24 protein-coding genes are annotated in these 26,917 nt (G+C 68.1%); 17 read left to right on the forward strand and 7 right to left on the reverse strand.

Annotated features, from left to right (window positions below; genetic code table 11):
* Positions 1-66: 66 nt before the first annotated feature.
* Positions 67-693: a pyroglutamyl-peptidase I gene (locus RN51_RS16025; RefSeq protein WP_045265042.1), complete on the reverse strand. Its 627-nt coding sequence runs from the start codon at positions 691-693 to the stop codon at positions 67-69.
* Positions 694-774: 81 nt separating this feature from the next.
* Here RN51_RS16025 and ispG point away from each other — a divergent pair, with 81 nt between their 5' ends.
* From ispG to RN51_RS16040, 3 genes are all read left to right on the forward strand, one after another.
* Positions 775-1,905 (forward strand): flavodoxin-dependent (E)-4-hydroxy-3-methylbut-2-enyl-diphosphate synthase, encoded by a 1,131-nt coding sequence (gene ispG, locus RN51_RS16030; RefSeq protein WP_045265366.1) that lies wholly within the window; start codon positions 775-777, stop codon positions 1,903-1,905.
* A 17-nt stretch (positions 1,906-1,922) separates the two neighbouring features.
* A complete protein-coding gene (locus tag RN51_RS16035; RefSeq protein ID WP_045265043.1) occupies positions 1,923-2,255 on the forward strand; it encodes a nuclear transport factor 2 family protein in 333 nt (110 codons plus the stop codon).
* A gap of 73 nt (positions 2,256-2,328) precedes the next feature.
* On the forward strand, positions 2,329-3,195 hold the full coding sequence (locus RN51_RS16040) for a hypothetical protein (RefSeq protein WP_045265044.1): 867 nt from the start codon (positions 2,329-2,331) through the stop codon (positions 3,193-3,195).
* 44 nt (positions 3,196-3,239) lie between these two features.
* Here the strand turns inward: RN51_RS16040 and RN51_RS16045 are convergent, their stop codons facing one another.
* On the reverse strand, positions 3,240-4,655 hold the full coding sequence (locus RN51_RS16045; protein WP_045265045.1) for an RNB domain-containing ribonuclease: 1,416 nt from the start codon (positions 4,653-4,655) through the stop codon (positions 3,240-3,242).
* Positions 4,656-4,735: 80 nt separating this feature from the next.
* Between RN51_RS16045 and RN51_RS16050 the strand changes: the two genes are divergently transcribed.
* A complete protein-coding gene (locus RN51_RS16050; protein ID WP_045265046.1) occupies positions 4,736-5,506 on the forward strand; it encodes an isocitrate lyase/PEP mutase family protein in 771 nt (256 codons plus the stop codon).
* Between the two features lie 42 nt (positions 5,507-5,548).
* Positions 5,549-7,309 (forward strand): proline--tRNA ligase, encoded by a 1,761-nt coding sequence (locus RN51_RS16055; RefSeq protein WP_045265047.1) that lies wholly within the window; start codon positions 5,549-5,551, stop codon positions 7,307-7,309.
* Positions 7,310-7,344: 35 nt separating this feature from the next.
* Here RN51_RS16055 and RN51_RS16060 read toward each other — a convergent pair whose 3' ends face one another.
* From RN51_RS16060 to RN51_RS16070, 3 genes are all read right to left on the reverse strand, one after another.
* Positions 7,345-7,848, reverse strand: a complete 504-nt coding sequence (locus tag RN51_RS16060) for a pyridoxamine 5'-phosphate oxidase family protein (RefSeq protein ID WP_045265367.1) — start codon at positions 7,846-7,848, stop codon at positions 7,345-7,347.
* Between the two features lie 100 nt (positions 7,849-7,948).
* A complete protein-coding gene (locus RN51_RS16065; RefSeq protein ID WP_045265048.1) occupies positions 7,949-8,548 on the reverse strand; it encodes a TetR family transcriptional regulator in 600 nt (199 codons plus the stop codon).
* A gap of 21 nt (positions 8,549-8,569) precedes the next feature.
* Positions 8,570-10,030, reverse strand: a complete 1,461-nt coding sequence (locus RN51_RS16070; RefSeq protein WP_045265049.1) for an APC family permease — start codon at positions 10,028-10,030, stop codon at positions 8,570-8,572.
* 151 nt (positions 10,031-10,181) lie between these two features.
* On the opposite strand from RN51_RS16070, the gene RN51_RS16075 reads away from it, so the two are divergent.
* Positions 10,182-11,339: a P1 family peptidase gene (locus RN51_RS16075; protein WP_156149208.1), complete on the forward strand. Its 1,158-nt coding sequence runs from the start codon at positions 10,182-10,184 to the stop codon at positions 11,337-11,339.
* A gap of 53 nt (positions 11,340-11,392) precedes the next feature.
* Positions 11,393-12,433: a TIGR00730 family Rossman fold protein gene (locus RN51_RS16080; RefSeq protein ID WP_045265051.1), complete on the forward strand. Its 1,041-nt coding sequence runs from the start codon at positions 11,393-11,395 to the stop codon at positions 12,431-12,433.
* Here RN51_RS16080 and RN51_RS16085 read toward each other — a convergent pair.
* Positions 12,402-13,757: a flavin monoamine oxidase family protein gene (locus RN51_RS16085; RefSeq protein ID WP_045265052.1), complete on the reverse strand. Its 1,356-nt coding sequence runs from the start codon at positions 13,755-13,757 to the stop codon at positions 12,402-12,404. The two genes, RN51_RS16080 and RN51_RS16085, sit on opposite strands and share 32 nt — an antisense overlap.
* Before the next feature lie 131 nt (positions 13,758-13,888).
* Here RN51_RS16085 and nusA point away from each other — a divergent pair, with 131 nt between their 5' ends.
* The 5 genes from nusA to RN51_RS16110 all read left to right on the forward strand — a co-directional run bounded on the left by nusA (position 13,889) and on the right by RN51_RS16110 (position 20,790).
* On the forward strand, positions 13,889-14,872 hold the full coding sequence (gene nusA, locus RN51_RS16090) for a transcription termination factor NusA (protein ID WP_045265053.1): 984 nt from the start codon (positions 13,889-13,891) through the stop codon (positions 14,870-14,872).
* Between the two features lie 62 nt (positions 14,873-14,934).
* On the forward strand, positions 14,935-15,189 hold the full coding sequence (locus RN51_RS18280) for a YlxR family protein (RefSeq protein ID WP_082066630.1): 255 nt from the start codon (positions 14,935-14,937) through the stop codon (positions 15,187-15,189).
* A 94-nt stretch (positions 15,190-15,283) separates the two neighbouring features.
* Positions 15,284-18,028, forward strand: coding sequence for a translation initiation factor IF-2 (gene infB / locus RN51_RS16095; RefSeq protein WP_045265054.1), 2,745 nt, complete (start codon positions 15,284-15,286; stop codon positions 18,026-18,028).
* 96 nt (positions 18,029-18,124) lie between these two features.
* Positions 18,125-18,550: a 30S ribosome-binding factor RbfA gene (rbfA, locus tag RN51_RS16100; RefSeq protein WP_021199404.1), complete on the forward strand. Its 426-nt coding sequence runs from the start codon at positions 18,125-18,127 to the stop codon at positions 18,548-18,550.
* Between the two features lie 164 nt (positions 18,551-18,714).
* On the forward strand, positions 18,715-20,790 hold the full coding sequence (locus RN51_RS16110) for a helix-turn-helix domain-containing protein (RefSeq protein WP_045265056.1): 2,076 nt from the start codon (positions 18,715-18,717) through the stop codon (positions 20,788-20,790).
* Positions 20,791-20,843: 53 nt separating this feature from the next.
* Here the strand turns inward: RN51_RS16110 and RN51_RS16115 are convergent, their stop codons facing one another.
* Positions 20,844-21,740 (reverse strand): A/G-specific adenine glycosylase, encoded by an 897-nt coding sequence (locus RN51_RS16115; protein ID WP_045265057.1) that lies wholly within the window; start codon positions 21,738-21,740, stop codon positions 20,844-20,846.
* Positions 21,741-21,827: 87 nt separating this feature from the next.
* On the opposite strand from RN51_RS16115, the gene truB reads away from it, so the two are divergent.
* The 5 genes from truB to RN51_RS16140 all read left to right on the forward strand — a co-directional run bounded on the left by truB (position 21,828) and on the right by RN51_RS16140 (position 26,915).
* Positions 21,828-22,721 carry a tRNA pseudouridine(55) synthase TruB gene (gene truB, locus RN51_RS16120; protein ID WP_045265058.1) on the forward strand — a complete coding sequence of 298 codons (894 nt, stop codon included), beginning with the start codon at positions 21,828-21,830 and terminating at the stop codon, positions 22,719-22,721.
* Complete coding sequence (locus RN51_RS16125; protein WP_045265059.1) at positions 22,718-23,086, forward strand: hypothetical protein; 369 nt, start codon at positions 22,718-22,720, stop codon at positions 23,084-23,086. The genes truB and RN51_RS16125 overlap by 4 nt, the downstream gene beginning before the upstream one ends.
* Before the next feature lie 58 nt (positions 23,087-23,144).
* Complete coding sequence (locus tag RN51_RS16130) at positions 23,145-23,582, forward strand: hypothetical protein (protein ID WP_231579329.1); 438 nt, start codon at positions 23,145-23,147, stop codon at positions 23,580-23,582.
* Positions 23,579-24,529: a bifunctional riboflavin kinase/FAD synthetase gene (locus tag RN51_RS16135; protein ID WP_045265061.1), complete on the forward strand. Its 951-nt coding sequence runs from the start codon at positions 23,579-23,581 to the stop codon at positions 24,527-24,529. The genes RN51_RS16130 and RN51_RS16135 overlap by 4 nt, the downstream gene beginning before the upstream one ends.
* Positions 24,530-24,770: 241 nt before the next feature.
* Positions 24,771-26,915, forward strand: a complete 2,145-nt coding sequence (locus RN51_RS16140) for a DEAD/DEAH box helicase (RefSeq protein ID WP_045265062.1) — start codon at positions 24,771-24,773, stop codon at positions 26,913-26,915.
* Positions 26,916-26,917 lie beyond the last annotated feature (2 nt).

Raw genomic sequence — 26,917 nt, forward strand, 5'->3', positions numbered from 1 at the left:
AGGTGAAGTTCGCGAGCATGGGGCCGAAACTACCACATCGGCCGCCGTGGCCTGCGCGGCATGACGTCACCAGATGCTGCCGCCCGGCTCCCTCGCCTCGGTGTCGAGCGCGTGATCGATGACCAGGCGCACCGCACGAGCCAGCTGTTCCTCGCTCAGATGAGGAGATCCCGACGGCGCCGTCTCCGTCGACCAGGGAAGATGCACGAACCCGGCGACGGCGTCGGGACGCACCGCCCCCAGCACCGTGTACAGCACGTGGTTGCAGACGTAGCTGCCGGCGGACAGCGACGACCGGGCAGGGATCGCCTCTGCGGACATCACCTGCACCAGATGTTTGACGGGAAGCGTCGAGAACCGCGCCGCGGGGCCGCCGACCTCGCTGGGCTCGTCGATCGGCTGTGCACCGTCGTTGTCGGGGATGCGCGCGTCCATCAGATTCACGCCGATGCGCTCCACGGCGACCTGCGAGCTCCCTCCCGCCAGGCCGGTGGCGATGACGGCATCCGGCGAGTGGCTGGCGATGAGTTCACGGAGCCGGCGAGCCGATGACTCGAAAGTGACGGGGAGGGTGGCGACGATGAGCTCGTGCGGTCCGTCGTAGTCGGCCGCCACGGCGTTCACCGCTTCCGCCGACGGGTTGCGCTCTGCGCCGTCGAACGGTTCGAACCCGGTGAGGAGGATGACTGCCATACCTCAAGGCTAGGTGCGTCCGTCCAGCCCACATGCATCCTGGCGGCGTAGTCTTGAGGGGTGCCAGCAGTGAACCTCGGAATGCCGAAGATCCCCGAAGTCCTCGCCCCGCGCCGTAAGTCACGGCAGATCAAGGTGGGCAAGGTTCTCGTGGGCGGCGACGCTCCCGTCAGCGTGCAGTCGATGACCACCACGAAGACGACGGACATCAACGGGACGCTGCAGCAGATCGCCGAACTCACCGCTTCGGGATGCGAGATCGTGCGCGTCGCGGTGCCGCACCAGGACGACGCCGATGCGCTGAAGATCATCGCGATGAAGAGCCAGATCCCGGTGATCGCCGACATCCACTTCCAGCCGCGCTACATCTACACGGCCATCGACGCCGGGTGCGGTGCGGTGCGAGTGAACCCCGGCAACATCCGCGAGTTCGACGGCAATGTCGGGAAGATCGCGGAGGCCGCCAAGGCCGCCGGGGTCTCGCTGCGCATCGGAGTGAACGCCGGCTCGCTGGACCGTCGCATCCTCGCGAAGTACGGCAAGGCCACGGCCGAGGCGCTCGTGGAGAGTGCCGTCTGGGAGGCGTCGCTCTTCGAAGAGCACGACTTCCACGACTTCAAGATCTCGGTCAAGCACAACGACCCCATCGTGATGGTCAAGGCCTATCGTCAGCTGGCGGAACGGGGCGACTGGCCCCTGCACCTCGGTGTGACCGAGGCCGGCCCTGCATTCCAGGGGACCATCAAGAGCGCCACGGCATTCGGCATCCTCCTCGGTGAGGGCATCGGCGACACGATCCGCGTCTCGCTGTCGGCGCCACCCGCCGAAGAGGTCAAGGTCGGACACCAGATCCTGCAGTCGCTCAACCTGCGCGAGCGCAAGCTCGAGATCGTCTCGTGCCCGTCCTGTGGTCGTGCACAGGTCGACGTGTACACGCTCGCCGAGAACGTCACCGAAGGCCTCAAGGACATGACCGTCCCTCTGCGGGTCGCAGTGATGGGTTGCGTCGTCAACGGACCCGGCGAGGCTCGTGAAGCCGATCTCGGAGTCGCTTCGGGCAACGGCAAGGGCCAGATCTTCGTGAAGGGCGAGGTCATCAAGACCGTGCCGGAGGCGGACATCGTCGCCACTCTCATCGAAGAGGCCAACCGGATCGCCGCCGAGATGGGCCCTGAGGCGCCGCTGGGCACCGCCCAGGTCGTCACGGTCTGAACAGCGAGGAGCACGCGATGTCGGATTCCCCGCTCCCTGTTCCGGTCAGGGCGATGATCGACGCGATCAACGCCGCGGACACGGACGCGTTCGTCGCCGCTTTCACCGATGACGGCTTCGTCAGCGACTGGGGCACGGTCAAGGCCGGTCCCGAGGGCGTGCGTTCCTGGGCTGGCAGCGATGCGATCGGTGCCGGCGCGCGCATGACCGTGCTCTCGGCTACGACCGAGGGGGACACCACGCGCATCCGCTTCGGCTGGGCGAGTCGCGTCTTCAACGGCGAATCCGACGGGATCTTCGTGGTCGACGGCGACAAGCTCGCCAGCTTCACCATTCCGCCGTCCCACTGACCGATCGGATCGAGGTCCGCGGGCGTCGAACGCGCCCCATCTCGAGTCCCCGACGTCGTATCCGAGGAGAACCATGTCGACGCCCACCATCGTGACCTTCCCGACAGGGACCGTGACCGGAGACGGGGTCATCGTCCGCGTGGAGCAGACGCCCGAGGGCACGATCGTCGTGGTCGACGAGACGCCTTTCCACCCCGTCGATCACACCTGGCCCGACCAGCCGGGTGACGCAGGGAGCATCGCCGTGGGCGATGACACCGCCCGTGTCATCGAGGCCGTCATGGCCGCGATCTCGGACGAGGGGGAGTTCGCCGTGGGAAGCGCGATCCCCGTCAAGCGCGGGGCCGAGGGCTGGACCTGGCTCGTCGGACACCGGATCGAGGGAGCCGCCCCGGCGTCGTTCACGGAGGGCGCTCGCGCGGTCCTCACCGTCGATGCTTCTCGCCGTGCGGGACTCAGCCGTGGGCACACCGCCTGCCATGTCGCCTCCCTGGCGCTCGATCTGGCTCTCGCAGATCTCTGGCGCAAGGAACCGGGGGAGGACGCTCTCGGCAACCCCGACTTCGAGGGTCGCGCCAACCAGTCCAGCCGCATCCACGAGGATGGCGCGATCGATGAGTACCGGCTCGGAAAGAGCCTGCGCCGGGCCGGCTTCGACACCGAGACGTTCGCCGCGACCCTGTCCGAGCGCGAGGGACGGATCAACAAGCAGCTCGAGGTATGGGTCGCGTCAGGTGCTGTGAGCAGCATCGAGACGGAAGGGCCCACGATCGTCGATCGGCGGCGCTGGCACTGCGACCTCCCGGAGGGGGAGGCCGTGATCCTGTGCGGGGGAACCCACGTGGAATCACTCTCGGAGTTCGCCTCGATCACCGTGAGCCTCGACCTGAACGACCCTCAGCTGCTCGTCATGACGACTGTGGCCGCTCCCGCACGCTGACGTCAGCGGACGACGTTCCCGCATCGAACGTTGCTGTCACCGACTCAGAGCGCGAACTCGACCTCTCCCTCGGCGATGTCGGCACTGACGACGCGTAGTTGGACGACGTCGCCTGGTCGTGCCCCTGAGGGAATCGGAGCAGTCGCTGTCACGGCCGGATCGGCGAGCTGGACGGCAGCGCGCTCTCCGCGCAGCTCGATCACGGTGGCAGCGACCGTCGAGCCGATCAGGGGCGTGAGGAGCGCGGCCTCGACGCGGTTGATCGTGGCCGCGTTCAGGCGCGAGGCACGTTGTCCCGACTCCTGCATCAGCGCGGGCAGCTGCGCGAGCGAGGATCGGGCCCACGCCGGGATCGGGTCGCCGTTCGACACCGCGAGGCAGATCGCGAGGACCCATCGATCGACCAGGCGGCGAAGGGGAGCGGTCGCGTGCGCGTAGGGGGCGCCGATCGCTGCCTGTACGGCATCTTCCGGCGCCTGGCCGTCGAAGACCAGGTATCCGGCGCCACGGAAGAGTGACGAGGCGGCCTCCAACACCGGGAGAGTCAGCGGATCCGCACGGTCCAGGGCGCGGAGGTAGTCCCCGTAGGTGCCGGACGTCCACGGGCGGCCGAGAGCTTCGGTCTGGTGTCGGAAGGTCTCGAAGGCCGCTTCATCCGGCTCCGGCATCGTCCGCAGGATGCCCACTCCGGCGTCGAGCATCAGCGCGGCAGCGGCCATTCCCGTCATGAGCGAGAGCTGGGCGTTCCATTCCTCGACGGGGAGCGGACTGCGGCGTTCGATCGCGTAGGTGCCGTCGTCATTGCGCACCACCTCCTCGTCCGGCAGGTTCAGGCTCGCTCCGCCGCGCAGGCGCTCCTGCTCGAGACGCAGAGCACCGATCTCGGGCAACAGCGCGGCGGGGCCGTCTTCTCCGCGGTCGATTGATTCCTGGGTCGTCGCGTAGTCGAGCTGCGCGCGGGAGCGGATCAGAGCGCGTTGCAGACGGAACTCCGAGACGACGCCCACGGAGTCGAGGGTGAAAGTCCAGACGAGCGCCGGGCGGTCGACGTCGGCGAGCAGCGAAGCCCGATCCTCGCTCAACACGCGCGGGTGCAGCGGGATCGTCCCGTCAGCGGCATAGAGGGTCTGTCCTCGCCGACGCGCCTCGACGTCCACTGCTCCATCGGGGACGACGAATCCCGGCACGTCGGCGATCGCATACCGCACCGTGTACCCCGTTTCGGTGCGTTCGAGGTGGAAGGCCTGGTCGAGGTCCCGGGAGCCCTCCGGATCGAGCGTGGCGAAGGCGATCTCGCGAAGATCGAGCTCCGGCGCGACGGCTGCCGCCGCCTCCGCCTCGGCGATGACGTCAGCGGGGAAGTCGAGGGGCGCCTCCAATGTCTCGCGCAGAGCAGCGAGCGCCGACGCCAGTTCGGTCTGCGCGGCGGACGGGGCGACGTGCGATCGGCGCTGGGGCATGGTTCAACCCTAGGCGCGGGCGGTCCCAGGGAACCCGACGAACCGGCCCGACGCAGGCCATCCCGCGTTAGCGTGGAGTCATGATCACTGCAGCCAAGGCCCAGACCCTCGTCGGACTCTACGACGCACCGGAGATCCTCCGTGTCGTCAACGTGTGGGATGTCGTGTCCGCACGAGCGGTCGCGGCTCTTCCCGAGACCAAGGCGATCGCGACGGCCGGACACGGCATCGCCGCATCCTTCGGCTATGAGGACGGCTCGACGCCTCGCGACATCATGATCGACATGGTGGGTCGCATCGCGGCTGCCGTCCAGGTGCCTGTGACGGCCGACCTCGACGACGGGTACGGCGATGCGGGGGAGACCACGCGCCGGGCGATCGGAGTCGGCGTCGTCGGCGCGAACGTCGAGGATCGTCTCAAGCCGCTCGACGAGTCCGTCGCGGCCGTCGAGGCGATCGTGAAGGCTGCGCAGTCCGAAGGCGTCTCCTTCGCTCTCAACGCGCGCACCGACGCGTTCGTGCGCGCTGGTGGGCGTCCCGTGCAGGAGAGCATCGCGGACGCGATCCAGCGTGGTCGCGCCTACCTCGACGCCGGTGCGACAGCTGTCTTCGTCCCCGGCATCCTCGACATGAACGTGACCCGCCAGCTCGTCGAGGGCATCGGAGAGCGCAAGGTGAGCGTGATCGGGCTCCCCGGCGCTCTCGCCGCATCCGAGTACGAGAAGCTCGGCGTCTCACGCATCTCCTACGGCCCGCTTCCGCAGCGAGTGGCTCTGACCGCGCTGCAGGAGCTGGCCGCAGACCTCTATGCGGGCGGTGTCGTCCCGGCGAACCTCCCCGCGCTCAACTGACGCGGTGGAAGACGGGTGATCACGGCTCACTAGACTTGCTCCGTGGTCACTCGTCTTTCGAACTTCTTCCTCCGCACGCTCCGTGAAGACCCTGCAGGCGCAGAGGTCGCCAGCCATCGGCTGCTGATCCGGGCCGGATACATCCGCCCGCAGGCCGCCGGCATCTTCGCGTGGCTGCCACTGGGGCTGCGCGTCAAGTCGAAGATCGAGACCGTCGTCCGTGAGGAGATGGCGGCAGCCGGCGCGCAGGAGGTGCACTTCCCTGCACTCATGCCGCGTGAGGCCTACGAGGCCACCGGGCGCTGGGAGGAGTACGGCGACCTGCTCTTCCGTCTGCAGGACCGCAAGGGCGGTGACTACCTTCTCGCGCCCACGCACGAGGAGGCGTTCACGCTGCTCGTGAAGGACCTCTACTCCTCGTACAAGGACCTGCCGCTGACGATCTTCCAGATCCAGGACAAGTACCGCGACGAGGCGCGCCCGCGGGCCGGTCTGCTCCGTGGTCGCGAGTTCACGATGAAGGACGCGTACTCGTTCGACTCCTCCGACGAGGGCCTGGAGGTCAGCTACCAGGCGCAGCGCGACGCCTACGAGCGCATCTTCCAGCGCCTCGGACTCGAGTACGTCATCGTCCAGGCGGATGCCGGCGCGATGGGCGGCTCTCGGAGCGAGGAGTTCCTGCACCCCACGCCGGTCGGCGAAGACACCTTCGTGCGGAGCGCGGGTGGGTACGCCGCGAACGTCGAGGCCTTCACCACTGCGGTGCCCGAGGCGATCGCGTACGACGACGACGCGTCCCCCGTGATCTTCGACTCGCCGGACACACCGACCATCGACACGCTGGTGGCGCACGCCAACCGGGAACTCGACGGCGATTACACCGCGGCCGACACGCTCAAGAACGTCGTCCTGGCTCTCACGCATCTGGACGGCACGCGCGAGCTGGTCATCGTCGGCATCCCCGGAGACCGCGAGGTCGATGAGAAGCGCGCCGAGGTCGCCTTCGCACCCGCCGAGGTCGAGACGGCAACTGCGGAAGACTTCGAGAACAACCCGCTTCTCGTGAAGGGCTACATCGGTCCGTGGTCGCCGACGGGGGCGGTCCTCGGTGAGGAGTCGGCCACCGGCATCCGCTACCTCGTCGACCCTCGGGTCAGCGAGGGCACGAGCTGGATCACCGGTGCGAACATCGACGAGAAGCACGCGCACTCCGTCGTGGCCGGTCGCGACTTCGCTGCAGACGGCATCGTGGAGATCGCGAACGTGCGCGCGGGCGACCCGGCCCCCGACGGCTCCGGTCCTGTCGAGCTCGCTCGGGGAATGGAGATCGGACACGTCTTCCAGCTCGGCCGCAAGTACGCCGAGGCGCTGGGCCTCAAGGTGCTGAACGAGAACGGCAAGCTCGTCACCGTCACGATGGGCTCCTACGGCATCGGCGTGACCCGTATCCTCGCGATCATCGCCGAGCTCAACAACGACGACAAAGGCCTCATCTGGCCCGCGTCCGTCGCACCGTTCGACGTGCAGGTCGTCGCCGCGGGCCGCGACCAGGTCGCGTTCGAGGTCGCGGAGGGGCTCTCAGCCCAGCTCGAAGCCGCGGGGCTCGATGTGCTCTACGACGACCGTCCCAAGGTCTCGCCCGGCGTGAAGTTCGGTGACGCCGAGCTCGTCGGTGTGCCGAAGATCGTCATCGTCGGCCGCGGAGCCGCAGAAGGCCAGGTCGAGCTGTGGGACCGTGCCACCGGGGAACGCGAGGCCGTCTCGGTCGACGAGGTCGTGCCGCGACTCTCCGCAGCGCGCTGAGCCTCCTCGCCGGCTGAGCCTTCACGGCCGCATCGTCAGCAGACGATGTGGCCGTGGTTCATCGTGTCGTCGTCCGGCGTGTCACGGGTGACGAGGGACCTGAGCGCCCCCGCAGCGAGCGCGAGCTTCCTTTTCGACGGTTCCCAGAACTCGGTGACCTTCGGTGTGACTCTGAGGAGGGCGATGCCCGGGGTGTCGAGGCCGTCGACGAACCAGATCTCCAGCGACGCGGAGTAGAGCTCCTCCATCTTGGCGCGGTCGTGCACCACTTCTGCGGTGCCGGCGACCGACACGTACCGCATACCCTTGGGGTCGCAGTATGAGAGGCCCACGTCATGGTGCTTTCGGGCCTCGTGGACCTTCTCGGTGTCCTCGGCCGTGAAGAACCAGATGTCGCCCGCGTCGTCCATCTGCCTGGTCGACATCGGCCGACTCACAAGGTTGCCGTCATCGTCGGTCGTGGTGAGCATCGTGATGTCGATGTCCTCCACGAGCTCGACGACGCGGGCGAGGGCTTCGGGTCCAGTGATCTCCGTCATGACGCCAGCGTGCCGTGCGGAGCGTGCTCGCGCACGGGCGTTGACAGCGAGCACGCGCCGTGCTCGACATCGCCGAAGGCAGACGAAGGGGATGCGGTACTCAGGCGTCCAGGTCGCAGTCGAGAGCGGTGCGGGCGTAGGAAAGGATGTTCGAGCGGTACGTCTCCGCTCCCAACTCGACGCCGATCAGCGGGTAGAGGTCGTACGCGTCCTCGAGCGCGACGATGTTCCGTGCGATCACGGTGAGGTCGGCGGTGGGACGGAAAGTGCCGAGCGCCGTGCCGATCTCGATCGTCGACCGATAGAGAGCGACCTGCCGTTCGACGATGGAGCGGTGCAGGGGACGGTACTGAGGTTGCTCCCGCAGCAGGGGGATGCTCTCGTACGCCATGCGCAGATGGTCGCTGATCTCGTCAGGGATCCCTGCCCTGATCAGTGCGATCAGACGCTTCGCCGGGTCGGGCTCGTTCTCGGCGAGTGCGCGTCGCCGCTCGTACATCTCCTCCAGAACGCCCTCGACGGTCGCATACATGAGTTCATCGAAGCTGGAGAAGTAGTACAGCACGCTCCCGGCGCTGACCGAGGCCTCCGCGGCCACAGCTCGGACGTTCGTGCCGAGCAGACCGCTGCGCCCGGCGACCCGTCTGGTCGCGGAGATGAGCTCTGCCCGTCGGGCGGCGTGCTTGCGCTGCTCGGCCACGTGTCCTCCTCGTGCCTGGCGCTACTCGTCGTCGGGAACGAGCGTGGTGAGTTCAGCATAGTGGCGCGGGCGACGCCGCTTCAGGAAGAGCCCGACGACGATGCCGGCCACGAACAGCACGGGAGTGGGAGCGAGGAGAGCGAGGTTGACGGGTCCCTGGAGGCCGGTGACGAGATCGAAGTTGGTCGCGATGAGGAGGAATCCGATGATCAGACCGAGCGCCCCGAGCGCCGGCGCGACCAGTACCCGCCCGATGCTGTGCCCGCGCCGTCCTCTCAGGAAGAAGCCGACCACGGCGATGGCGGCCACGGCCTGGGCGAAGACCAACCCGGCCACGCCGATCGAGTACACGGGGAGCGCGAAGCCGAGGAAGGGATCTGCTCCGCTGACGATCGTCACCGCGATGGCGATGAGCGAGACGATCGAGATCACCAGACTGGCGTGGTGAGGTGCCTGGGTCGTCGGCTGGGTCTGCGCGAGCCACGAGGGCAGCAGGCGCTCACGTCCGAGCGAGAAGAGATACCGGGAGCTGGCGTTGTGGAAGGCGAGGAGGCAGGCGAAGAAGCTCGTGACGATCAGCACCCGCATCGTCACGGATGCCCACGCGCCCAGGTAGGCGTCACCGGCGTGGAACACCATGTCCTGGAAGTCGTCTTGCAGGGCGAGGCGCAGCACGCCCTCGATGCCGAAGGCGACCGTGAGGATCCAGAAGGTGAAGGCGTAGAAGACGCCGAGGAACGCGATCGAGATGTACGTCGCGATGGGCACGGTGCGGGCCGGATCCCGCGCCTCCTCGGCGTAGATCGCCGTGCTCTCGAAGCCGAGGTAGGCGCCGAATCCGAAGACGAAGAGCGCGCCGCTCCCGGCGGCGAAGAAGACGTTCTCGGGCGCGAAGGAGGCGAACGAGATCGGCTCTGGTCCGCCCGCCGCGAGCACGGCGATCGCGAGGACGAGCAGGATGGCGACCTCGGCCGTGAGCAGGACGCCCAGAACCTTGGCGCCCACATCGATCTTGCGGTAGCCGAGCACCCCGACGATGACAAGCGCCAGCAGCGCGTAGACGGTCCAGGGAAGATCGATACCGAAGAGTGCGGAGAAGGTCATCTCCCCGAAGAACCCGACGAAGCCGTAGAAGCAGATGCACAGGGCGGTGTAGGAGAAGATCGTCACGAACACGATGCCGATGCCGACGGGTTTGCCGAGTCCTCGAGCGCCGTAGACGTAGAAGGCGCCGGTGTTGCGCACATACCTCGACATAGCGGTGAATCCGAAGGCGAACAGCATCAGCACGACACCGCTCGCGAGCATCGCGCCGGGGCCGCCGATGCCCGCGAGACGGAAATCCGTGGCGGCAGCGCTGGCGACGACCGTGAGGGGCGCCGCGGCGGAGACGACGAAGAAGACGATCGCCCAGACCCCGAGGCGTCGCTGCGCGAGCGTGGTGGTCGTGGTCGTGGGGACGGAGGGATTCGGCTGAGACATCTGCGGCTCCGGAATCTGCTGTCGGGAGGGTGCATATCGGACGGTACGAGCTCTTGAACAGTGATTCAAAAGGCAAAGCCGAGTTAAGTCAAGCAAAACATAAGGTAAATGACGTACTCTCTGAACACGCGTTCAAATGAGAGTGGAGTACATGGTGGTTTCCTCATCGACGTCGGAGTCGCGCAGTCGTATCAGGGCAAGGGATCTGGGGATCCCGTTCGCGGGGCGCAGCGGCGCCCATGGCGCGATCACCGATGTCCCCGGTGTGGCCGTCGGGTATCGCACCATGGTCGAGGGGGAGGGAGCGCGCGCGGTCCGCACCGGGGTCACTGCTGTCCTGCCCCGAGGTCGGGAAGGAGTGGGCGTGCCCTGTGCAGCGGCCGTCCACTCCTTCAACGGCAACGGCGAGCTCACCGGCCGCGCGTGGATCGACGAGTCCGGCTCGCTGTCGATGCCGATCGGGATCACCAGCTCGCATGCCGTCGGAGCCGTGCATGCCGGTATCGACTCCTGGGTTGCGCGGGCCGCCCCGCAGGTCGCGGCTCAGTGGATGCTGCCGGTCGTAGGGGAGACCTGGGACGGGTACCTCAACGACATCAACGGAGGTCATGTCACGCCCGCCGACGCATGGTCGGCGCTGGAATCGGCCAGCACCGCGGCTCCGGAGGAGGGGAACGTCGGCGGAGGGACGGGGATGAACTGCTACGGCTTCAAGGGAGGCACCGGCACGGCGTCCAGGACAGTGGCGTATGGAGAGACCGAGTACACCGTCGGGGTCCTCGTCCAGGCGAACTTCGGTGCCCGCGAGGAGCTTCGGCTCGGCAGCATCGACCTCGGCGCTCGATCGTCGGCGCCGAACCCGATGGGCGACGACGACTGGTTCGCTCGGGAGCGGCGCCAGCGCGCTCCGGGAGGAGCCGGGTCCGCGATCGTCGTCATCGCCACGGACGCACCCTTCCTTCCCGGTCAGTGCGCGGCACTGGCTCGTCGGGGAGCCCTGGGCCTCGGCCGCAGCGGCACGGCGGGCAGTCACTTCTCGGGCGACATCGTCCTCGCGTTCTCCACCGCGAACGAGGGCGCACTCACGTCGCAGTTCCCGGACGGCAGCGGCGAGGTGTACGAGAGCATGCGCCTGATCCCGTGGGGGCGGATCGATCCCTTCCTGACGGCAGCGGTGCAGGCCGTCGACGAGGCGGTGTGGAACGCACTCGTCGCGGCGGACGACATGACCGGACGCGATGGGCACAGGAGCGTCGCGCTTCCGCATGACGAGATCCGGGCGGCCGTCGACGAAACCTTCGGAGCCTGATCTCCGGCGTGGCAGGATGCGACGCGAGCTCCGGAGCATGACACCCTGGAGACATGATCGACGAACCCCTGCCCGACGCGCTCAGCTCCGAGATCAACGCCGTCCTCGACGATGCGGGGCTGCATACCGACCGCCGGCTCGTCATGCGGATGCTGCGCACGGCGATCCTGCTGGGCGAGGACGGTGCCGACCGTCTCGATCTGAAGATCGCCTCGGCGGCTCTCGCCGAGATGCGCGATGCCTTCCGTCTGTTCGCGCCTTTCCGCGGCGTCCCGAAGGTCACGGTCTTCGGATCGGCGCGCACCAGGCAGGACGATCCGCTGTATCTGACGGCACGCGACGTCGCCTCGGCCCTCGCGGGGGACGGATGGATGGTCGTCACGGGGGCGGGGCCCGGCATCATGCAGGCGGCCTCCGAGGGTGCGGGCCCCGCACTCTCGCTCGGCGTCTCGATCCGGTTGCCGTTCGAGGAGAAGCCCAACGGCTTCGTGGCAGGCCAGGACCACGTCGTCGCGATGAAGTACTTCTTCACCCGCAAGCTCATGCTCATCAAGGAGTCGCTCGGATTCATCTGCCTTCCCGGCGGATTCGGCACCCTCGACGAGATGTTCGAGCTGCTCACGCTGCAGCAGACGGGCAAGGCCGAACCGACGCCCATCGTGCTCCTCGACGAGCCTGGCGGCACGTTCTGGCAGGGACTGCGCAGCTTCATCGACGACCATCTCGCGCCGACAGGGGTCATCTCGGAGGGCGACTTCGACCGCGTCGTGATCACCGATTCGGTGGAGGCTGCCAGGGCGGAGATCACCGGCTTCTGGCACAACTACGACTCGCTACGGTGGGTCGGCGACGCTCTTGTGCTTCGTCTGAAGGCGGAGCCGACCGACGAGGAGATCGATCAGCTGAACGAGCAGTTCGGCTCGATGCTGTCCTCGGGGAGGATCGAGCGGACGGGCCCGCGGCAGCCCGAGGTCGCCGACGCCGACAGGGTCGACCTCCCGCGCCTGATCCTGCACCTGGATCAGCGGCAGGTGGGCAACCTGTTCCGTCTGATCGGCGCGATCAACGCCCTTCCGTCTGCTCCCGCGCGGTGATGCGGGCGGCGAAGTCGGCGAGGTCGACCGGGCGATCGAGGATGCGCTCCGCAGCGCGGTGGCCGGAGTAGAACGCCGCCCCGACCGTGGCCGGCTCATCGCCCCAGGTGGCTTCGCCGGCGAAGTGCAGCACCCCGTCGACGGGGCCGGCCAACTCATCGTGATCGTGATGCGTCGATCCCAGAGCGAGATGGGAGTATGAGCCGTTCGAGAACTCGTCCTCGCCCCAGCGCGTGACCCAGTGGGCGAGCGGCTCGCCGACGGCGTCGCCGTACAGGTCGTGCAGGGCGCTGACCGCATCGGCGACGATCTCGGAATCGGTGAGGTCCTGCATCCGACGACCGAACGGTCCCGCAGCGAAGGTGAGGAGCGTGGGGATACCGCTCACGGCTGAGACGTCGTACCAGGAATGCCAGTGCTCGCCGGTGTCTCCGAGAGCACGGATCACGTAGCTCTCCTCGTTCCAGAAGCGCTCGGGGAACTGGACGAACACTTTGTTGAACACACCCATCCCCAGCCGGGAGATGGGGCCGGCGACCGCATCCGGAAGCGCGGGATCGAACGAGATCGTTCCCGCCTTGAGCACCCCGAGCGGCACCGTGACGATCACCCGGTCGGCCCGGAACTCGGTGTCGCCTGCGTGCACGACGACGCCTGCTGCGGAACGGCTCACGCGCGTCACGACGGTCTCGAGGCGCACGTCGAGACCGGCGGCGATGCGGTGGGGGAGCTCGTCGTAGCCGCGGGGGAATATCACCTCGTCGCCCTCGATCGCATCCTCGTCGAGGCCGTGCGCATCCAGGTCGCCGATCCACGCGCCGCACTGCTCCTCGACGCGGTGGCGGAAGAACTCGCGGATGTCGTCGATACGGTCAGGGGACAGCCCAGACCTGTCGAGTGCACGCTCCGTCACATCCAGATACGTGTCACCGGGAGAGGATGAGGCGATCTCCTCCACGAGCAGGCGGTCCGCCAGATCGACGTCGCTGATCCACTGCGCGGTCGCCGCCTCGTCCAGGCGGCGCCCCTCGCCGTCGAAGTTCTCGATCGGGCGACCTCCGACCTGGAAGCTGCCCACCGTGTACTCGATCGCCGGAATACGGAGCGCATGGACGAGGTCCCACAGCGGGGAGTCCTCGATGCCATGGATCCACGAGGCGCCGAGATCCACCGGGAAACCGGCGCTGCGGTCGGTGTGCATCCGGCCGCCGATGCGGTCGCGCCCCTCGAGGACGACGACGCGCTGTCCGGCGTCGACGAGCATCCTGGCGCTGGTCAGCCCAGACATGCCTGCGCCGATCACGACCGTGTCGAATGTGCTCATGTGCTCCTCCTCGAGCGGATTCGGGATTCCGCCGCTGCCGCCGCCGTGCGGGAGCCGGTGGGCACAGGGTATCGTGGTACGGATGTCGCGCGTGCGAACAGGCGCGACGAGAGCTGAATAGAGAGGCCGTCATGGACATCGAACTGAGTCTGCTGCGAGGGATCGAGAAGGAGAAGGCGATTCCCTTCGACGAGCTCGTCGCCATCATCGAGCAGGCGATCCTGACCGCGTACTCCAAGCACGTCTCCGCTGAGGGCATCACGCCCGAAGGTGTCCGCGTCGACCTCGACCGCAAGACCGGCCACGTCGCCGTCCTGCAGGTCGTCAGGGACGAAGAGGGTGCGATCATCGGCGAAGAGGATGCCACGCCGGATGACTTCGGTCGCATCGCCGCCTTCGCCGCCAAGCAGGTCATCAGCCAGCGTCTCCGCGACATCGCGGACGACGTCGTGCTCGGCGACTTCAAGGACAAAGAGGGCGACATCGTCGCCGGTGTGATCCAGCAGGGACCGAACCCGCGCATGATCCACGTGGACCTCGGCACCGTCGAGGCGATCCTCCCGCCCGAGGAGCAGGTTCCCGGCGAGGAGTACACCCACGGATCACGCCTGCGCGTCTACGTCACGAGCGTGGCCAAGGGGCTCAAGGGTCCGCAGATCACGGTCTCCCGCACACATCCCGGGCTCGTCCGCAAGCTCTTCGCCCTCGAGGTGCCCGAGATCGCGGCCGGCCTGGTCGAGATCGTCGCGCTGGCTCGCGAGGCCGGGCACCGCACCAAGATCGCGGTGAAGGCGAACGACCCCTCGATCAATGCCAAGGGTGCGTGCATCGGCGAGATGGGCCGTCGCGTGCGAGCGGTCACGGAGGAGCTCGCGGGGGAGAAGATCGACATCGTCGACTACGACGCCGACCTGCCCACGTTCGTGGCACACGCGCTGTCGCCCGCGAAAGTCACGAGCTCGTTCGTCCTCGACGCGAGCACCAAGGCCGTCCGCGCCCTGGTGCCGGACTACCAGCTGTCGCTCGCCATCGGCAAGGAAGGTCAGAACGCGCGTCTGGCCGCCAAGCTCACGGGCGCCAAGATCGACATCCAGCCGGACAGCGTCCTCGACTGATCCGTGTCCTTCCTCGTCGCCACGCCCGGTGGCGGCGAGGACGGACGGAACGCAGGTGTAAGATGGAACCCGTACGAACGTGCGTCGGTTGCCGCACGCGTGCTCCCCGCTCCGCCCTTCTCCGGGTGGTTGCCCAGAACGACACCCTCATCCCCGATGAGCGTGCTGTCCTGCCGGGGCGCGGCGCGTGGGTGCATCCGACACCCGAGTGCATGGAAGCCGCTCTGCGGCGACGAGCCTTCGGACGAGCACTGCGTGTGAACACTCAGCTGGACACACGGAACTTCGAACAGCACCCACCAAGAAACAAAGGCTGAACAGCTATGGAAACAAAGTGAACGGCTCGAAATGAGACCCGTCCGCGACTAGTGGTCTGCCCTGTCTGGGTGGACCGACTCAGACAGGAGAATTGTGGCTGGTAAACCACGCGTACATGAGATCGCCGCCGAACTCGGCGTCGACAGCAAGATCGCACTTGCAAAGCTCAAAGAACTCGGCGAGTTCGTGAAGAGCCCGTCCTCGACCATCGAACCGCCTGTGGCGCGCAAGCTGCGCGCGGCGATCGAGGCCGACAGCTCGCTCAAGGGTGCTGCCCCTGCCGCTCCTGCGGCGAAGCCGGCTCCCTCTGCGGCCAAGCCCGGCACGACCTCCGGCGCCACGCCGGGGCCGAAGCCCGGCCCCAAGCCTGGTCCCAAGCCGGCCCCTGAGGCCCCGGCTGCACCCGCGGCCCCGGCTCCCGCCCCCGCAGCAGCGACTCCTGCGCCCGCCGCGCCGGAGGCGCCGGCGCCCGCTGAGAGCAGCGCACCGACTCCCGGCGCTCCGCGTCCGGGCAACAACCCCTTCTCGTCCGCACAGGGCATGGGCCAGCGTCCGGCGGGTCCGCGTCCGGGTAACAACCCGTTCGCGTCCGCACAGGGCATGGGTCAGCGTCCGACGCCGGGCAACATCCCGCGCCCGCAGGCGCCTCGTCCCGGTGCCCCCCGTCCGGGTGCACCTCGTCCCGGCTCGCCTCGTCCCGGTGCGCCTCGCGGCGGCCAGGGCGGTCGTCCCGGCGCTCCGTTCCAGCAGCGTCCCGGCGGTCCCGGTCGTCCCGGCGGCGCCGGTGGACCCGGCGGTGCCGGCGGTCCCGGAGCACGTCCCGGCGGAGGCGGCGGTTTCGCCGGTCGTCCCGGTGGCGGTGGCGGTCGTGGACGCGGTCCCGGCGGTGGCACTGCAGGTGCCTTCGGCAAGGGCGGCGGCAAGAGCAAGCAGCGCAAGTCGCGGCGGGCGAAGCGGCAAGAGTTCGAGATGCGGAGTGCTCCGGTCGTCGGTGGCGTCAACGTCACCCGCGGTAACGGAGAGATCATCCGCATGCGTCGCGGCGCATCGATCGCGGACTTCGCCGACAAGATCGAGACGCTGACCGGTTACACGGTCCAGCCCGGAACCCTCGTGACCATCCTCTTCAACCTCGGCGAGATGGCCACGGCCACCGAGTCGCTGGACGAGGCGACGTTCGAGGTGCTGGGCGAGGAGCTCGGCTACAAGATCCAGATGGTCTCGCCCGAGGACGAGGACAAGGAGCTCCTCGAGGGCTTCGGTCTCGACCTCGAGGCCGAGCTGGAGGCGGAGAGCGAGGAAGACCTCGAGATTCGTCCTCCGGTCGTCACCGTCATGGGTCACGTCGACCACGGTAAGACGCGACTGCTCGACGCGATCCGTCAGACCAACGTCATCGAGGGCGAAGCCGGCGGCATCACCCAGCACATCGGTGCGTACCAGGTCTGGACGGAGCACGAGGGCATCGAGCGTGCGATCACCTTCATCGACACCCCGGGCCACGAGGCGTTCACGGCCATGCGTGCCCGCGGTGCGCAGGTCACCGACCTCGCGATCCTCGTGGTCGCAGCCGACGACGGCATCATGCCGCAGACGGTCGAGGCGTTGAACCACGCGCAGGCGGCGAACGTGCCGATCGTGGTCGCGGTGAACAAGGTCGACAAGCCCGACGCGAACCCGTCGAAGGTGCGTCAGCAGCTGACCGAGTACGGTCTGGTCGCCGAGGAGTTCGGTGGCGACGTGATGTTCGTCGACGTCTCCGCTCGTGCGAACACCGGTATCCAGGAGCTCCTGGACGCCGTGCTGCTCACCGCCGATGCCGGTCTCGACCTGACCGCCAACCCGAACAAGGCCGCTCGTGGTGTCGCCATCGAGGCGAAGCTCGACAAGGGTCGCGGTTCGGTCGCCACCGTGCTCATCCAGTCCGGAACGCTCCGGGTCGGGGACGCGATCGTCGCCGGTACGGCGTACGGACGTGTGCGTGCGATGGCGGACGAGAACGGCGAGCAGGTCACAGAGGCCTACCCGTCGCGTCCGGTCCAGGTGCAGGGTCTGAACTCCGTGCCGCGCGCCGGTGATGTCTTCATCGTCACCGAGGAAGACCGCATGGCTCGCCAGATCGCCGAGAAGCGTGAAGCAGTCGAGCGCAACGCCCAGCTGGCCAAGGCCCGCAAGCGCATCTCGCTCGAGGACTTCACCCGTGCTCTGGAAGAGGGCAAGGTCGAGTCGCTCAACCTCATCATCAAGGGTGACGTCTCCGGTGCCGTCGAGGCACTCGAGGAGTCGCTCCTCAAGATCGAGGTCGACGACTCGGTGCAGCTGCGCATCATCCACCGCGGTGTCGGTGCGATCACCGAGTCCGACGTGAACCTGGCGACGATCGACAACGCGATCATCGTGGGCTTCAACGTGCGCCCGGACACGAAGGCGCGCGAGCGTGCCGCTCGTGAGGGCGTCGACATCCGCTTCTACTCCGTCATCTACAACGCGATCGACGAGATCGAGAGCTCGCTCAAGGGCATGCTCAAGCCGGAGTACGAAGAGGTCCAGTCGGGTGTGGCCGAGATCCGCGAGGTGTTCCGCTCCTCGAAGTTCGGCAACATCGCCGGTGTCATCGTGCGATCGGGAACGATCACCCGAAACGCCAAGGCCCGCGTCATCCGCGACGGTGTCGTCATCGCCGATGGTCTCGCCATCGAGTCGCTGCGCCGCTTCAAGGACGACGTCACCGAGGTCCGTACGGATTACGAGGCCGGTATCGGCCTCGGCAAGTACAACGACATCCAGATCGGTGACGAGATCGAGACGACCGAGCTCGTCGAGAAGCCTCGCGGCTGATCAATTCGAAACACTCTCGGGCGTCCTTCGCTCCCGTCTCCTCCCGGAGCGAGGAGACGGAGGACGCCCTGAGGGTTCCTGGACAGGGAGAGAACAATGGCAGGCGAACGACAGGCCCGACTCGCGGATCGAATCCGTGTGATCCTCGCCGAACGGCTGGAGAAGGGGCTGCGCGATCCGCGTCTCGGCTTCGTCACCATCACCGACGTCCGCGTGAGCGGAGACCTTCAGCACGCGTCCGTGTTCTACACGGTGCTGGGCACGGAGGAGGAGCGCATCTCCAGCGGAGCCGCGTTGACCTCCGCGACCGGAATGCTGCGCAGCGAGGTCGGACGACAGCTGAGCACGCGACTCGTACCGACTCTCGAGTTCATCCCGGATGCTCTGCCGGAGAACGCCGACCACATCGGAGCGCTACTCCGTGAGGCACAGCAGCGCGATGCAGACGTCGCGAAGCTCGCCTCTTCGGCCTCGCACGCAGGCGACGCCGACCCTTACCGCACGGACGACGACGCGGAGTGATCGCCGTTTGATACGCTCAGCTTCGCGGGACCGGGTTCCGCGAAGCTGAGGGGGATCGGCACATCGAGGGTACGGGCACGACTGGGGGGCCGTTCGTCGCGCCCGCGGCCGTCGAACTGCTCCTGTCGGATCTGCTCGATCGGGGTCTCGAGTGCGCCCCGCACGTGCTCGCGTGGCTCTCGGACGATCTGGACGGCGACGCGTCGACCATCCGCGAAGTCGTCGAGCGGCTGACACCGGCTCAACGGCAGGGGCTTCACTCCCTCCCGACGCCGTTGCCCCTCGTACCTGCCGTTGCGCGCAGGTTCGCAGATCTGGAACTCGACGAACGCGATCGCGAGCTGCTGCTCGCGGTCGCGGTGTGCTTGGACGACGCTCTCGACCCCGTCCTGGTCTTCGACGGACGCACGGCGGCCGAGCTGGCAGCTGCGTCGGTCTCGGATCACCTCATCGTGCACGCCGGCCGCGCTCGGCTCATCGATGCGCGACTGTCGACCTGGGTGCAGGCGACCACCTGCGCGGCCAGGACGGCGGCGGTGCACGAGCGGCTGAGTGCGCTCTTCCACGCTCGCGGAGATCGCGTGAGCGCGGACTGGCATCGGGCTCGGGCTTCGCTCGAGGCAGCCCCTTCCGCTGCGCCCGAGCTGATCCTGCTCGCACGGCAGCTCTCCGAAGCCGGGCATCCCGACCGTGCGCTGCAGCTCGCCACGGAGGCCTACCAGCACGCCGTCGGCGAAGCGAGGGATGAGGCGCGTCTGGTCGCCGGCGCGTCAGCCGTGGGGGCGGGTCTGGCGGCGGAAGCCGCGGCGTGGTTGGGCGCGCTCCATCCGCACGGCAGCGCGCGCCATCGGATCGCCGGCCTCGGCGCACTGATCGTCGCCCAGACTCTCGTGCAGGGCGCAGTGCCCGATGTCGATCCGACCACGCTCCGGCCGACGACGGGCGATGAGGACGACTGGCATCATTGGGCCAGGGCTGCTGCTCTCGCCGCCGTGCTGTGCGCTGAACGTGGCGACCGCGGAGGCATGCGCATGTGGCTCGAGGTGCTGCGCGACGGAGCCGCCCGTATCGGTGTCGAGCGTGAGCTCCGCGATCCCGTCGTCGCCCTGTGCTGGCTCATCGCGGGTGATCGTGATGACAGCGGGGTGAGCGGGTCAGGTCCGGTGAGCGGTGGGATGCTCCGCACACTGCGCGCCGCGACGGATGGAGACCTCGATCGTGCGTTGCGGCTGTTGGCGACCGACCGGTCGGTCCTGTCCGTCGGCCCCGATCCTCTCATCCCCGGGTACGAGCACAGCCCGGTCGCCCAGGCCTATCGCGCGGTCGTCGAAGTGCTGCTGCTGGTTTGGCGGGGAGACATCGGACTCGCGCGGGAGCGACTGATCCAGTCGGCTCTCCAGCTGCCGATCGCGCTGCCGTTCGCCGGCCTGGGCGTGGTCCTCGCGCGGCGGCTGGACCTGGCGGTGCTCGGGGAGCTCGGTCCGTTCGCCCGTTCGCTCACGGCCGTCCTCCCCGCAGGGGCGAAGGTCGATCTGCTCATCGACCGAGGCATCCGCTCGTTCCTCGCCGGCTCGTTCGACGATGCGGCGGCGACGGTACGCCTCTGGGGCGATCGCGGAGCTCCGCAGACCACGCTTGCGGTTCCCGGGCTGGAGGAGATGGCTTTCGTCGGTCAGGAGAGCTTCGGTGGCGCTGCAGTCGAGCCTCCGGAGATCACGCTCGCCCAGCAGCTGCGGGTGCGCATCGCCACGGTGGGGGACAGGCGCTGGCCGTCCGAGAGCGAAGAGGTCAGCGAGATCGCGCGCACACTCACTTCGCCGTTCGCCAGGGCGAGAGTGGAGACGATGCTCGGGACCCAGTTCGCGATCCGCGATGATCACGCCGCGGCGAGGATCCACTTCCAGTACGCGGAACGGCTGTTCGAGCTCTCCGGTGCGACCGCGTGGGCCAGGGCCACCCGGAACAGGTTGGATCGCCTCGACGCCAGGGAGGGAAGCATCGCCCCGGCGATGGACGCACTGGCCGCGTGCCGCTCAGCCTGGGCGCTCCGGCTTACGGCGCGTGAGCTGGAGATCGCGATGCGCGCCGTTCGAGGAGCAGCGAACCGCGAGATCGCCGAGGAGCTGAATATCTCGGTCCGCACCGTGGAGGTACATCTCGGCAGGATCTTCGCCAAGCTGGACGTGCGGAGCAGAGTCGAGCTGACGGTGCTCGCGCATCGCACGGACCAACACGCCTGAGCGACGGCAACTCCGAGGCATGGAGGCCTTGGCGGGTGTCGGTGCCCGCGCCGTCATCGTGGCAGGAACAGCGCGGAGCCGTCCGCTTCGGCGAGACCATCGGCGATGAGGGAGTCGATGGCGCGATCACGCTGCCCGGTGTCGGGCCACTCCGGCAGGACGGCCTCGAGCGGAACAGCCTCCGGATCCATAGCCCGCAGCAGCCGCAGCACCGCGCCGCGAGCCTGTCTGTCGGACCCCTCGTACGCGGCCTGGCGTCGGCGTTCGTCTCCGGTGTCCGGTCTGCCTGCCGCCAGCCAGGCGCAGCTGTCGGCCAACGGGCACAGCTCGCATCGCGGCGCTCGTGCAGTGCACACCGTCGCTCCGAGTTCCATCGCCGCCGCATTGAACACGGCGGCAGCGGTGACATCCTCGGGCAGCAGCGAGGCCATCAGCTCGAGGTCCCGGCGCGATGGCGTGCCCGGTTGCGCGCGGCCCTCGACGGCACGGGCGAGCACTCGTCGGGTGTTCGTGTCGACCACCGGGTGCCGGTCGCCGTATGCGAACACGGCGACGGCACGAGCGGTGTAGTCGCCGATGCCCGACAACGCCAGTAGCTGGTCTACTTCGCGAGGAACGATCCCCCCATGGCGATCCGTGATCTCGACTGCCGCGCGATGCAGCCAGAGCGCGCGCCGCGGATAGCCCAGGTTCGCCCACTGCTGTACGACGTCCGCCGTCGACGCGGTGGCCATCGCTGCGGGGGTGGGCCAGCGGTCCAACCACGCCTCGAGACGCGGGATGACTCGCGTGACCGGCGTCTGCTGCAGCATGAACTCGCTCACGAGCACACCCCATGCGCCGTACTCGTCATGGAACTCGGGGCGACGCCACGGCAGGTCCCTGGCTGTCGAGCGATACCACGACGTCAGCGGCGACATCGACTCGAGCGGGGCCGGCGGAAGAGGCATCCCTCCAGCCTAGGCGAGCAGCCTTGCCACGGCGGATCGGTCACCGTGCGGGCATTCATCGTCGTGCGCTCTCGGTAGGCTGGATGAATGGTCTCGCCCGGCATCCTTCTCGTCGACAAACCCGCTGGGCTCACCAGTCACGACGTCGTCGCGCGCACGCGTCGGGCGTTCGGCACCCGCAAGGTGGGCCACGCCGGCACCCTCGACCCGATGGCGACGGGTCTGCTCGTCGTGGGCATCGAGGGTGCGACCAGGCTCCTGACGTACATCGTGGGAGCGGACAAGACCTATACGGCGACGATCCGCCTAGGTCAGACCACCGGCACCGACGACGCCGAGGGGGAGATCCTCACGACAGCGGACGCCGACGCATGGGGGTCCGTGACCGAGGACGCGGTGTCCGCCGGTATCGCCCGACTCACGGGTGAGATCTCCCAGGTGCCGAGCGCCGTCTCGGCCATCAAGGTGGACGGTCGCCGCGCGTATGAGCGCGTTCGTGCGGGAGAAGAGGTCGTGCTCGCGGCACGGGACGTCGTCATCTCGCGATTCGACCTGTTGGACACTCGCCGAGGCGAAGGGCACCTCGATCTCGACGTCATCGTCGAGTGCTCCTCGGGGACCTACATCCGCTCGCTCGCACGCGACCTCGGCGCGGGGCTCGGTGTGGGGGGCCACCTCACGGCGCTTCGCCGCACGAGGGTCGGGCCGTTCGACGTGGCCGACGCTGTCGGACTGGATGCTCTCGAGGGTGCGCCGACCCTGACTCCCGGCGAAGCAGCCGGACGGATCCTTCCCGTGCTCGAGATGTCGACGGACGACGCGCGCGACCTCCGACACGGCAAGCGACTGAGCGGACAGGCAGCACGTCTGGACGAGGCGATCGGCGCGGCGATCGACCAGGACGGCGCCCTGATCGGCATCGTCGAGAAGCGTGGCGCGGATCTCAAGAGCGCCATGAACATGCCGGAGGTCGCACGATGATCCTGTGGTTCACGATCGCGCAGATCGTCATCGCGGTCGCTGCCGGCGCATTCTGCCTCATCGCGGGACTGATCGGCCGGAGACCGAGCGACGTCAGTGTCGGCGCCCTCGCCCTGGTCGAGGCGCTCCTCATCGTCCAGGTGGTCGTCGCGATCATCGCGCCCCTGGCAGGCAACCCGCCGACCGGAGACCTTCTGGAGTACTGGGTGTATCTGGTCTCGGCGGTCCTGCTCCCCGTCGGCGCCGTATTGTGGGCCCTCATGGAGCGCAGTCGCTGGAGCACCGTGATCCTGGGCGTGGCCGCGATCGCGATCGCGATCATGCTGTGGCGCATGCAGGTCATCTGGACCGTCCAGATCGCGTGACGCGAGAGGTCGGCGCGGGAGCCCGGCTTCTTCCCACGGCTCTAGGATGGAATGCGCTATGAGCTCCACCGCCCCCTCCTCTCGGATGACCGGAATCGGTCGCGTCCTCGTCATCGTCTACGCCGTGATGGCGTTGGCGGCCACAGGTCGCAGCTTCGTGCAGATCGTGCGTCGGTTCGACGAGGCGCCGCTGGCGTACTCGCTCTCCGCACTCGCTGCCGTCGTCTACATCCTCGCCACGCTCGCCCTCGTGCTGGCTCGTCACCGCGGCTGGTACACGGTCGCCTGGGTGGCGATCGTCTTCGAGCTCACAGGCGTCCTGGTGGTCGGACTGCTGAGTCTCCTGCTGCCCGACCTCTTCCAGCACGAGACCGTGTGGTCGCTGTTCGGGCGCGGCTACCTCTTCATCCCGCTGGTCCTTCCGGTGTTCGGCGTCTGGTGGCTGCGCACGCACCGACCCGCCGATGTGGTGCGCCCCGTCGAGGTCGACGCGTGATCATCTTCCGCAGCCCAGAGGACGTGCCGCGCGACTTCGGTCCGAGCGCGGTCGCGATCGGCAAGTTCGATGGTGTGCACGCAGGCCACCGTGCGGTGATCGCACGTCTCGAGAACGCAGCGGCCGCCACGGGGAGCCGCTCCGTCGCGGTCACGTTCGACCGCAACCCGCTCGCCATCATCCGCCCTGACCGGTGCCCGGAGAACGTGGTCACGGTGGAGCGCAAGCTCGAGCTCCTGGGCGAGCTCGGCCTGGATGCCACTCTGGTGCTCACGTTCGACGAGGAGCTCGCGGCCCGCAGCGCGGAGGACTTCGTGGTCGACATCCTCGTGGGAGCCCTGCAGGTCTCCACGGTTCTGGTCGGCCAGGACTTCCGCTTCGGCAACAGGGGAGCGGGAACGCCGGAGCTGCTGCGCGAGCTCGGCCCGCGGTACGGCTTCTCGGTCGAGGTGGTCGACGACGTGTACCTCCCCGGGTCCGAACGGCGCGTCTCGTCGAGCTGGATCCGCGAACTCCTGATGGAGGGCGACGTCGCGTCGGCTGCGACCGTGCTCGGGCGGTACCCCGATGTGCGCGGAGAGGTCGTGCACGGTCTCAAGCGTGGACGCGAGCTGGGATTCCCCACCGCGAACCTGTCGACCATCGTCGACGCGTTCGTGCCGGCAGACGGCGTCTACGCAGGGTGGCTCGTCGACCACGACACAGGAATCCGACACCCTTCCGCCATCTCCGTCGGGACCAACCCCACCTTCGATGACGTGCTCGTCCGCCAGGTGGAAGCGCATGTGCTGGGTGAGACCGGCCTCGACCTCTACGGACACGACGTCACGGTCGAGTTCGTCGACCGCCTGCGGGGCATGGTCGCCTTCGAAGGCATCGAGAAGCTCATGGTGCAGATGGGCGCGGACGTGACGGATGCCGCGCGCGCGCTCGGACTTCCGGCCTAGCGGGCCCGTCTCCCGGCGCTGAGGCCACGGGTCGAGACGCGCGGCTCGGCATCGCCAATCGCGTTCGTTCGGGCGTCATGACATAGAATGGGTAGCGGCTCCCGCCGAACTTCGCGAGTCTCGCGTGCCTCGACGGGAAGACGACCCACTGTTCGTACGGTCCTGGCTCGTGCCACACGCGGACAACGAGAACGGCCCATGGCTTCCTGGGGAAGCCGGGGCTTTCACGCTCAGGAGGAGCATGCCGACCACGGCAACCGCCGCCACGCGGCGCAAGAAGACGTCCCGTCGCGATGACGAGGCACCCCTCATCCCGATCCTGGCGCGCAAGGTGCGCGAGATCGAGGCGAAGTCGCAGCGAGGGAAGCTCGGACCCACGAATCGGGTCAAGTTCCAGGTGATCGCCTTCCTGGTGCGTGAAGAGCGCGCCAGGGTGAAGGCAGACGCCGAGATCAGCGACCCCGCGCGCGCTGAACTGCTCAAGCGCCTCGACGGGGTCGCGACGATCCTCGCCAAGACCGCGGCTCGCGACACGTCACTCATCCAGTTGCTCGAGGCGGACCAGGCGACGTCGCCGGTGGCGAAGCGGATGCGCCGAGACTGGCTGCTCGAATCGGGTGCCGAGCTCGCCCCGGAAGAGCTCATCATCGCCGATGCGGCCCCTGTGCAGATCTCGGTGATCCCCGCCGCGATCGCCGAGCGCCAGGTCACTCCGCCATCGGTCGAGGCCAGGCAGCTCGCCAACCCGTTCCTCGCTCCGGATCTCACGCCGCGTCCGTCCGCGACCCCGCGTCGTCGTCTGGACGGCTGGGAGCTGATGGGCCCGCTGTACAAGGCATTCGAGACAGGCGCGGGCGGCGCTGCCGCATCGATGGATCTTCCGCCCGCTCCGGAGTTCGACCATGTCTCGCCCAAGGGGCTCGAGGTCATGGTGCACCAGTCGCGCTTCCTCGAAGCAGTGAAGGCGGGCCACCGCAGCTTCCTGCTCGCGGACGAACCGGGTCTCGGCAAGACGGCGCAGTCGGTGCTCGCGGCCTCGGTCGCGGGTGCGTACCCGTTGCTCGTCGTCGTACCCAACGTCGTGAAGATGAACTGGGCGCGCGAGGTCGAGCGGTGGACGCCGCAGCGTCGCGCCACGGTCATACAGGGAGACGGCGACGATATCGACGCCTTCGCCGACGTGTTCATCGTGAACTACGAGATCCTCGACCGTCACATGTCGTGGCTGGCTTCGATCGGTCTGCGCGGCATGGTCGTCGACGAGGCACATTTCATCAAGAACCTCTCGTCGCAGCGCTCGCGGAACGTGCTGTCGCTGGCCGCCCAGGTGCGCGAACGCACTCCGGGGCACAACCCTCTGATGCTCGCCCTCACCGGCACGCCGCTGATCAACGACGTCGAGGACTTCGACGCGATCTGGCGTTTCCTCGGGTGGACGACCGGCGAGAAGCCGGGCCCTGAGCTCATGGAGAAGCTCGACGCGACGGGCTTCACACCGGCGGACAAGGCCTTCTATCCTGAAGCGCGCGACGCGGTCATCTCGATGGGCATCGTCCGACGCAAGAAGAAGGACGTGGCGGCGGACCTTCCGGACAAGCTCATCGCCGATCTGCCGGTGCAGCTCGACGACGAGTTCGGGCGCAGCATCCGCCAGGCCGAACGCGAACTGGGGGAGCGCCTCGCCGCGCGTTACCGCCGCATCATCGAGGCTCGGGGAGATCGTGGCCTCGCGCCTGGGGAGATCGACGACGACATCGTGCGGCTCGTCGCCCAGAACGAGCTCGAAGAGTCGAAGGCCGCCGGCACCGGTGGTGACAACGTCTTCACCATGGTGCGTCGCATCGGTCAGGCGAAGGCTCCGTTGGCGGCCGACTATGCCGCACAGCTGCAGCGATCGGTGGGCAAGGTCGTGTTCTTCGCGAAGCACATCGACGTCATGGACCAGGCGGAGGCGCACTTCGCCTCGGCAGGAATCCGCTCGGTGTCGATCCGCGGAGACCAGACGTCCGCTGTCCGGCAGCAGGCCATCGATGACTTCAACGGCGACCCCGAGGTCGGCATCGCCGTGTGCTCCCTCACCGCGGCGGGTGTCGGACTCAACCTGCAGGCGGCGTCGAACGTCGTGCTCGCCGAGTTGTCGTGGACGGCTGCCGAGCAGACCCAGGCGATCGACCGCGTGCACAGGATCGGCCAGGACGAGCCAGTCACGGCCTGGCGGATCATCGCCGCGCACACGATCGACACGAAGATCGCGGAGCTGATCGACCAGAAGCAGGGGCTCGCGGCACGTGCGCTCGATGGCGAAGCGGTCGAGGAGTCGGCGGGCGAGCCCGTACAGCTGGCGGCGCTCATGCATCTGCTGCGCCAGGCGCTCGGCGGGATCTGAGC

The organism is Microbacterium oxydans (assembly GCF_000956405.1).
In the GTDB taxonomy this organism is placed as follows: domain Bacteria; phylum Actinomycetota; class Actinomycetes; order Actinomycetales; family Microbacteriaceae; genus Microbacterium; species Microbacterium oxydans_C.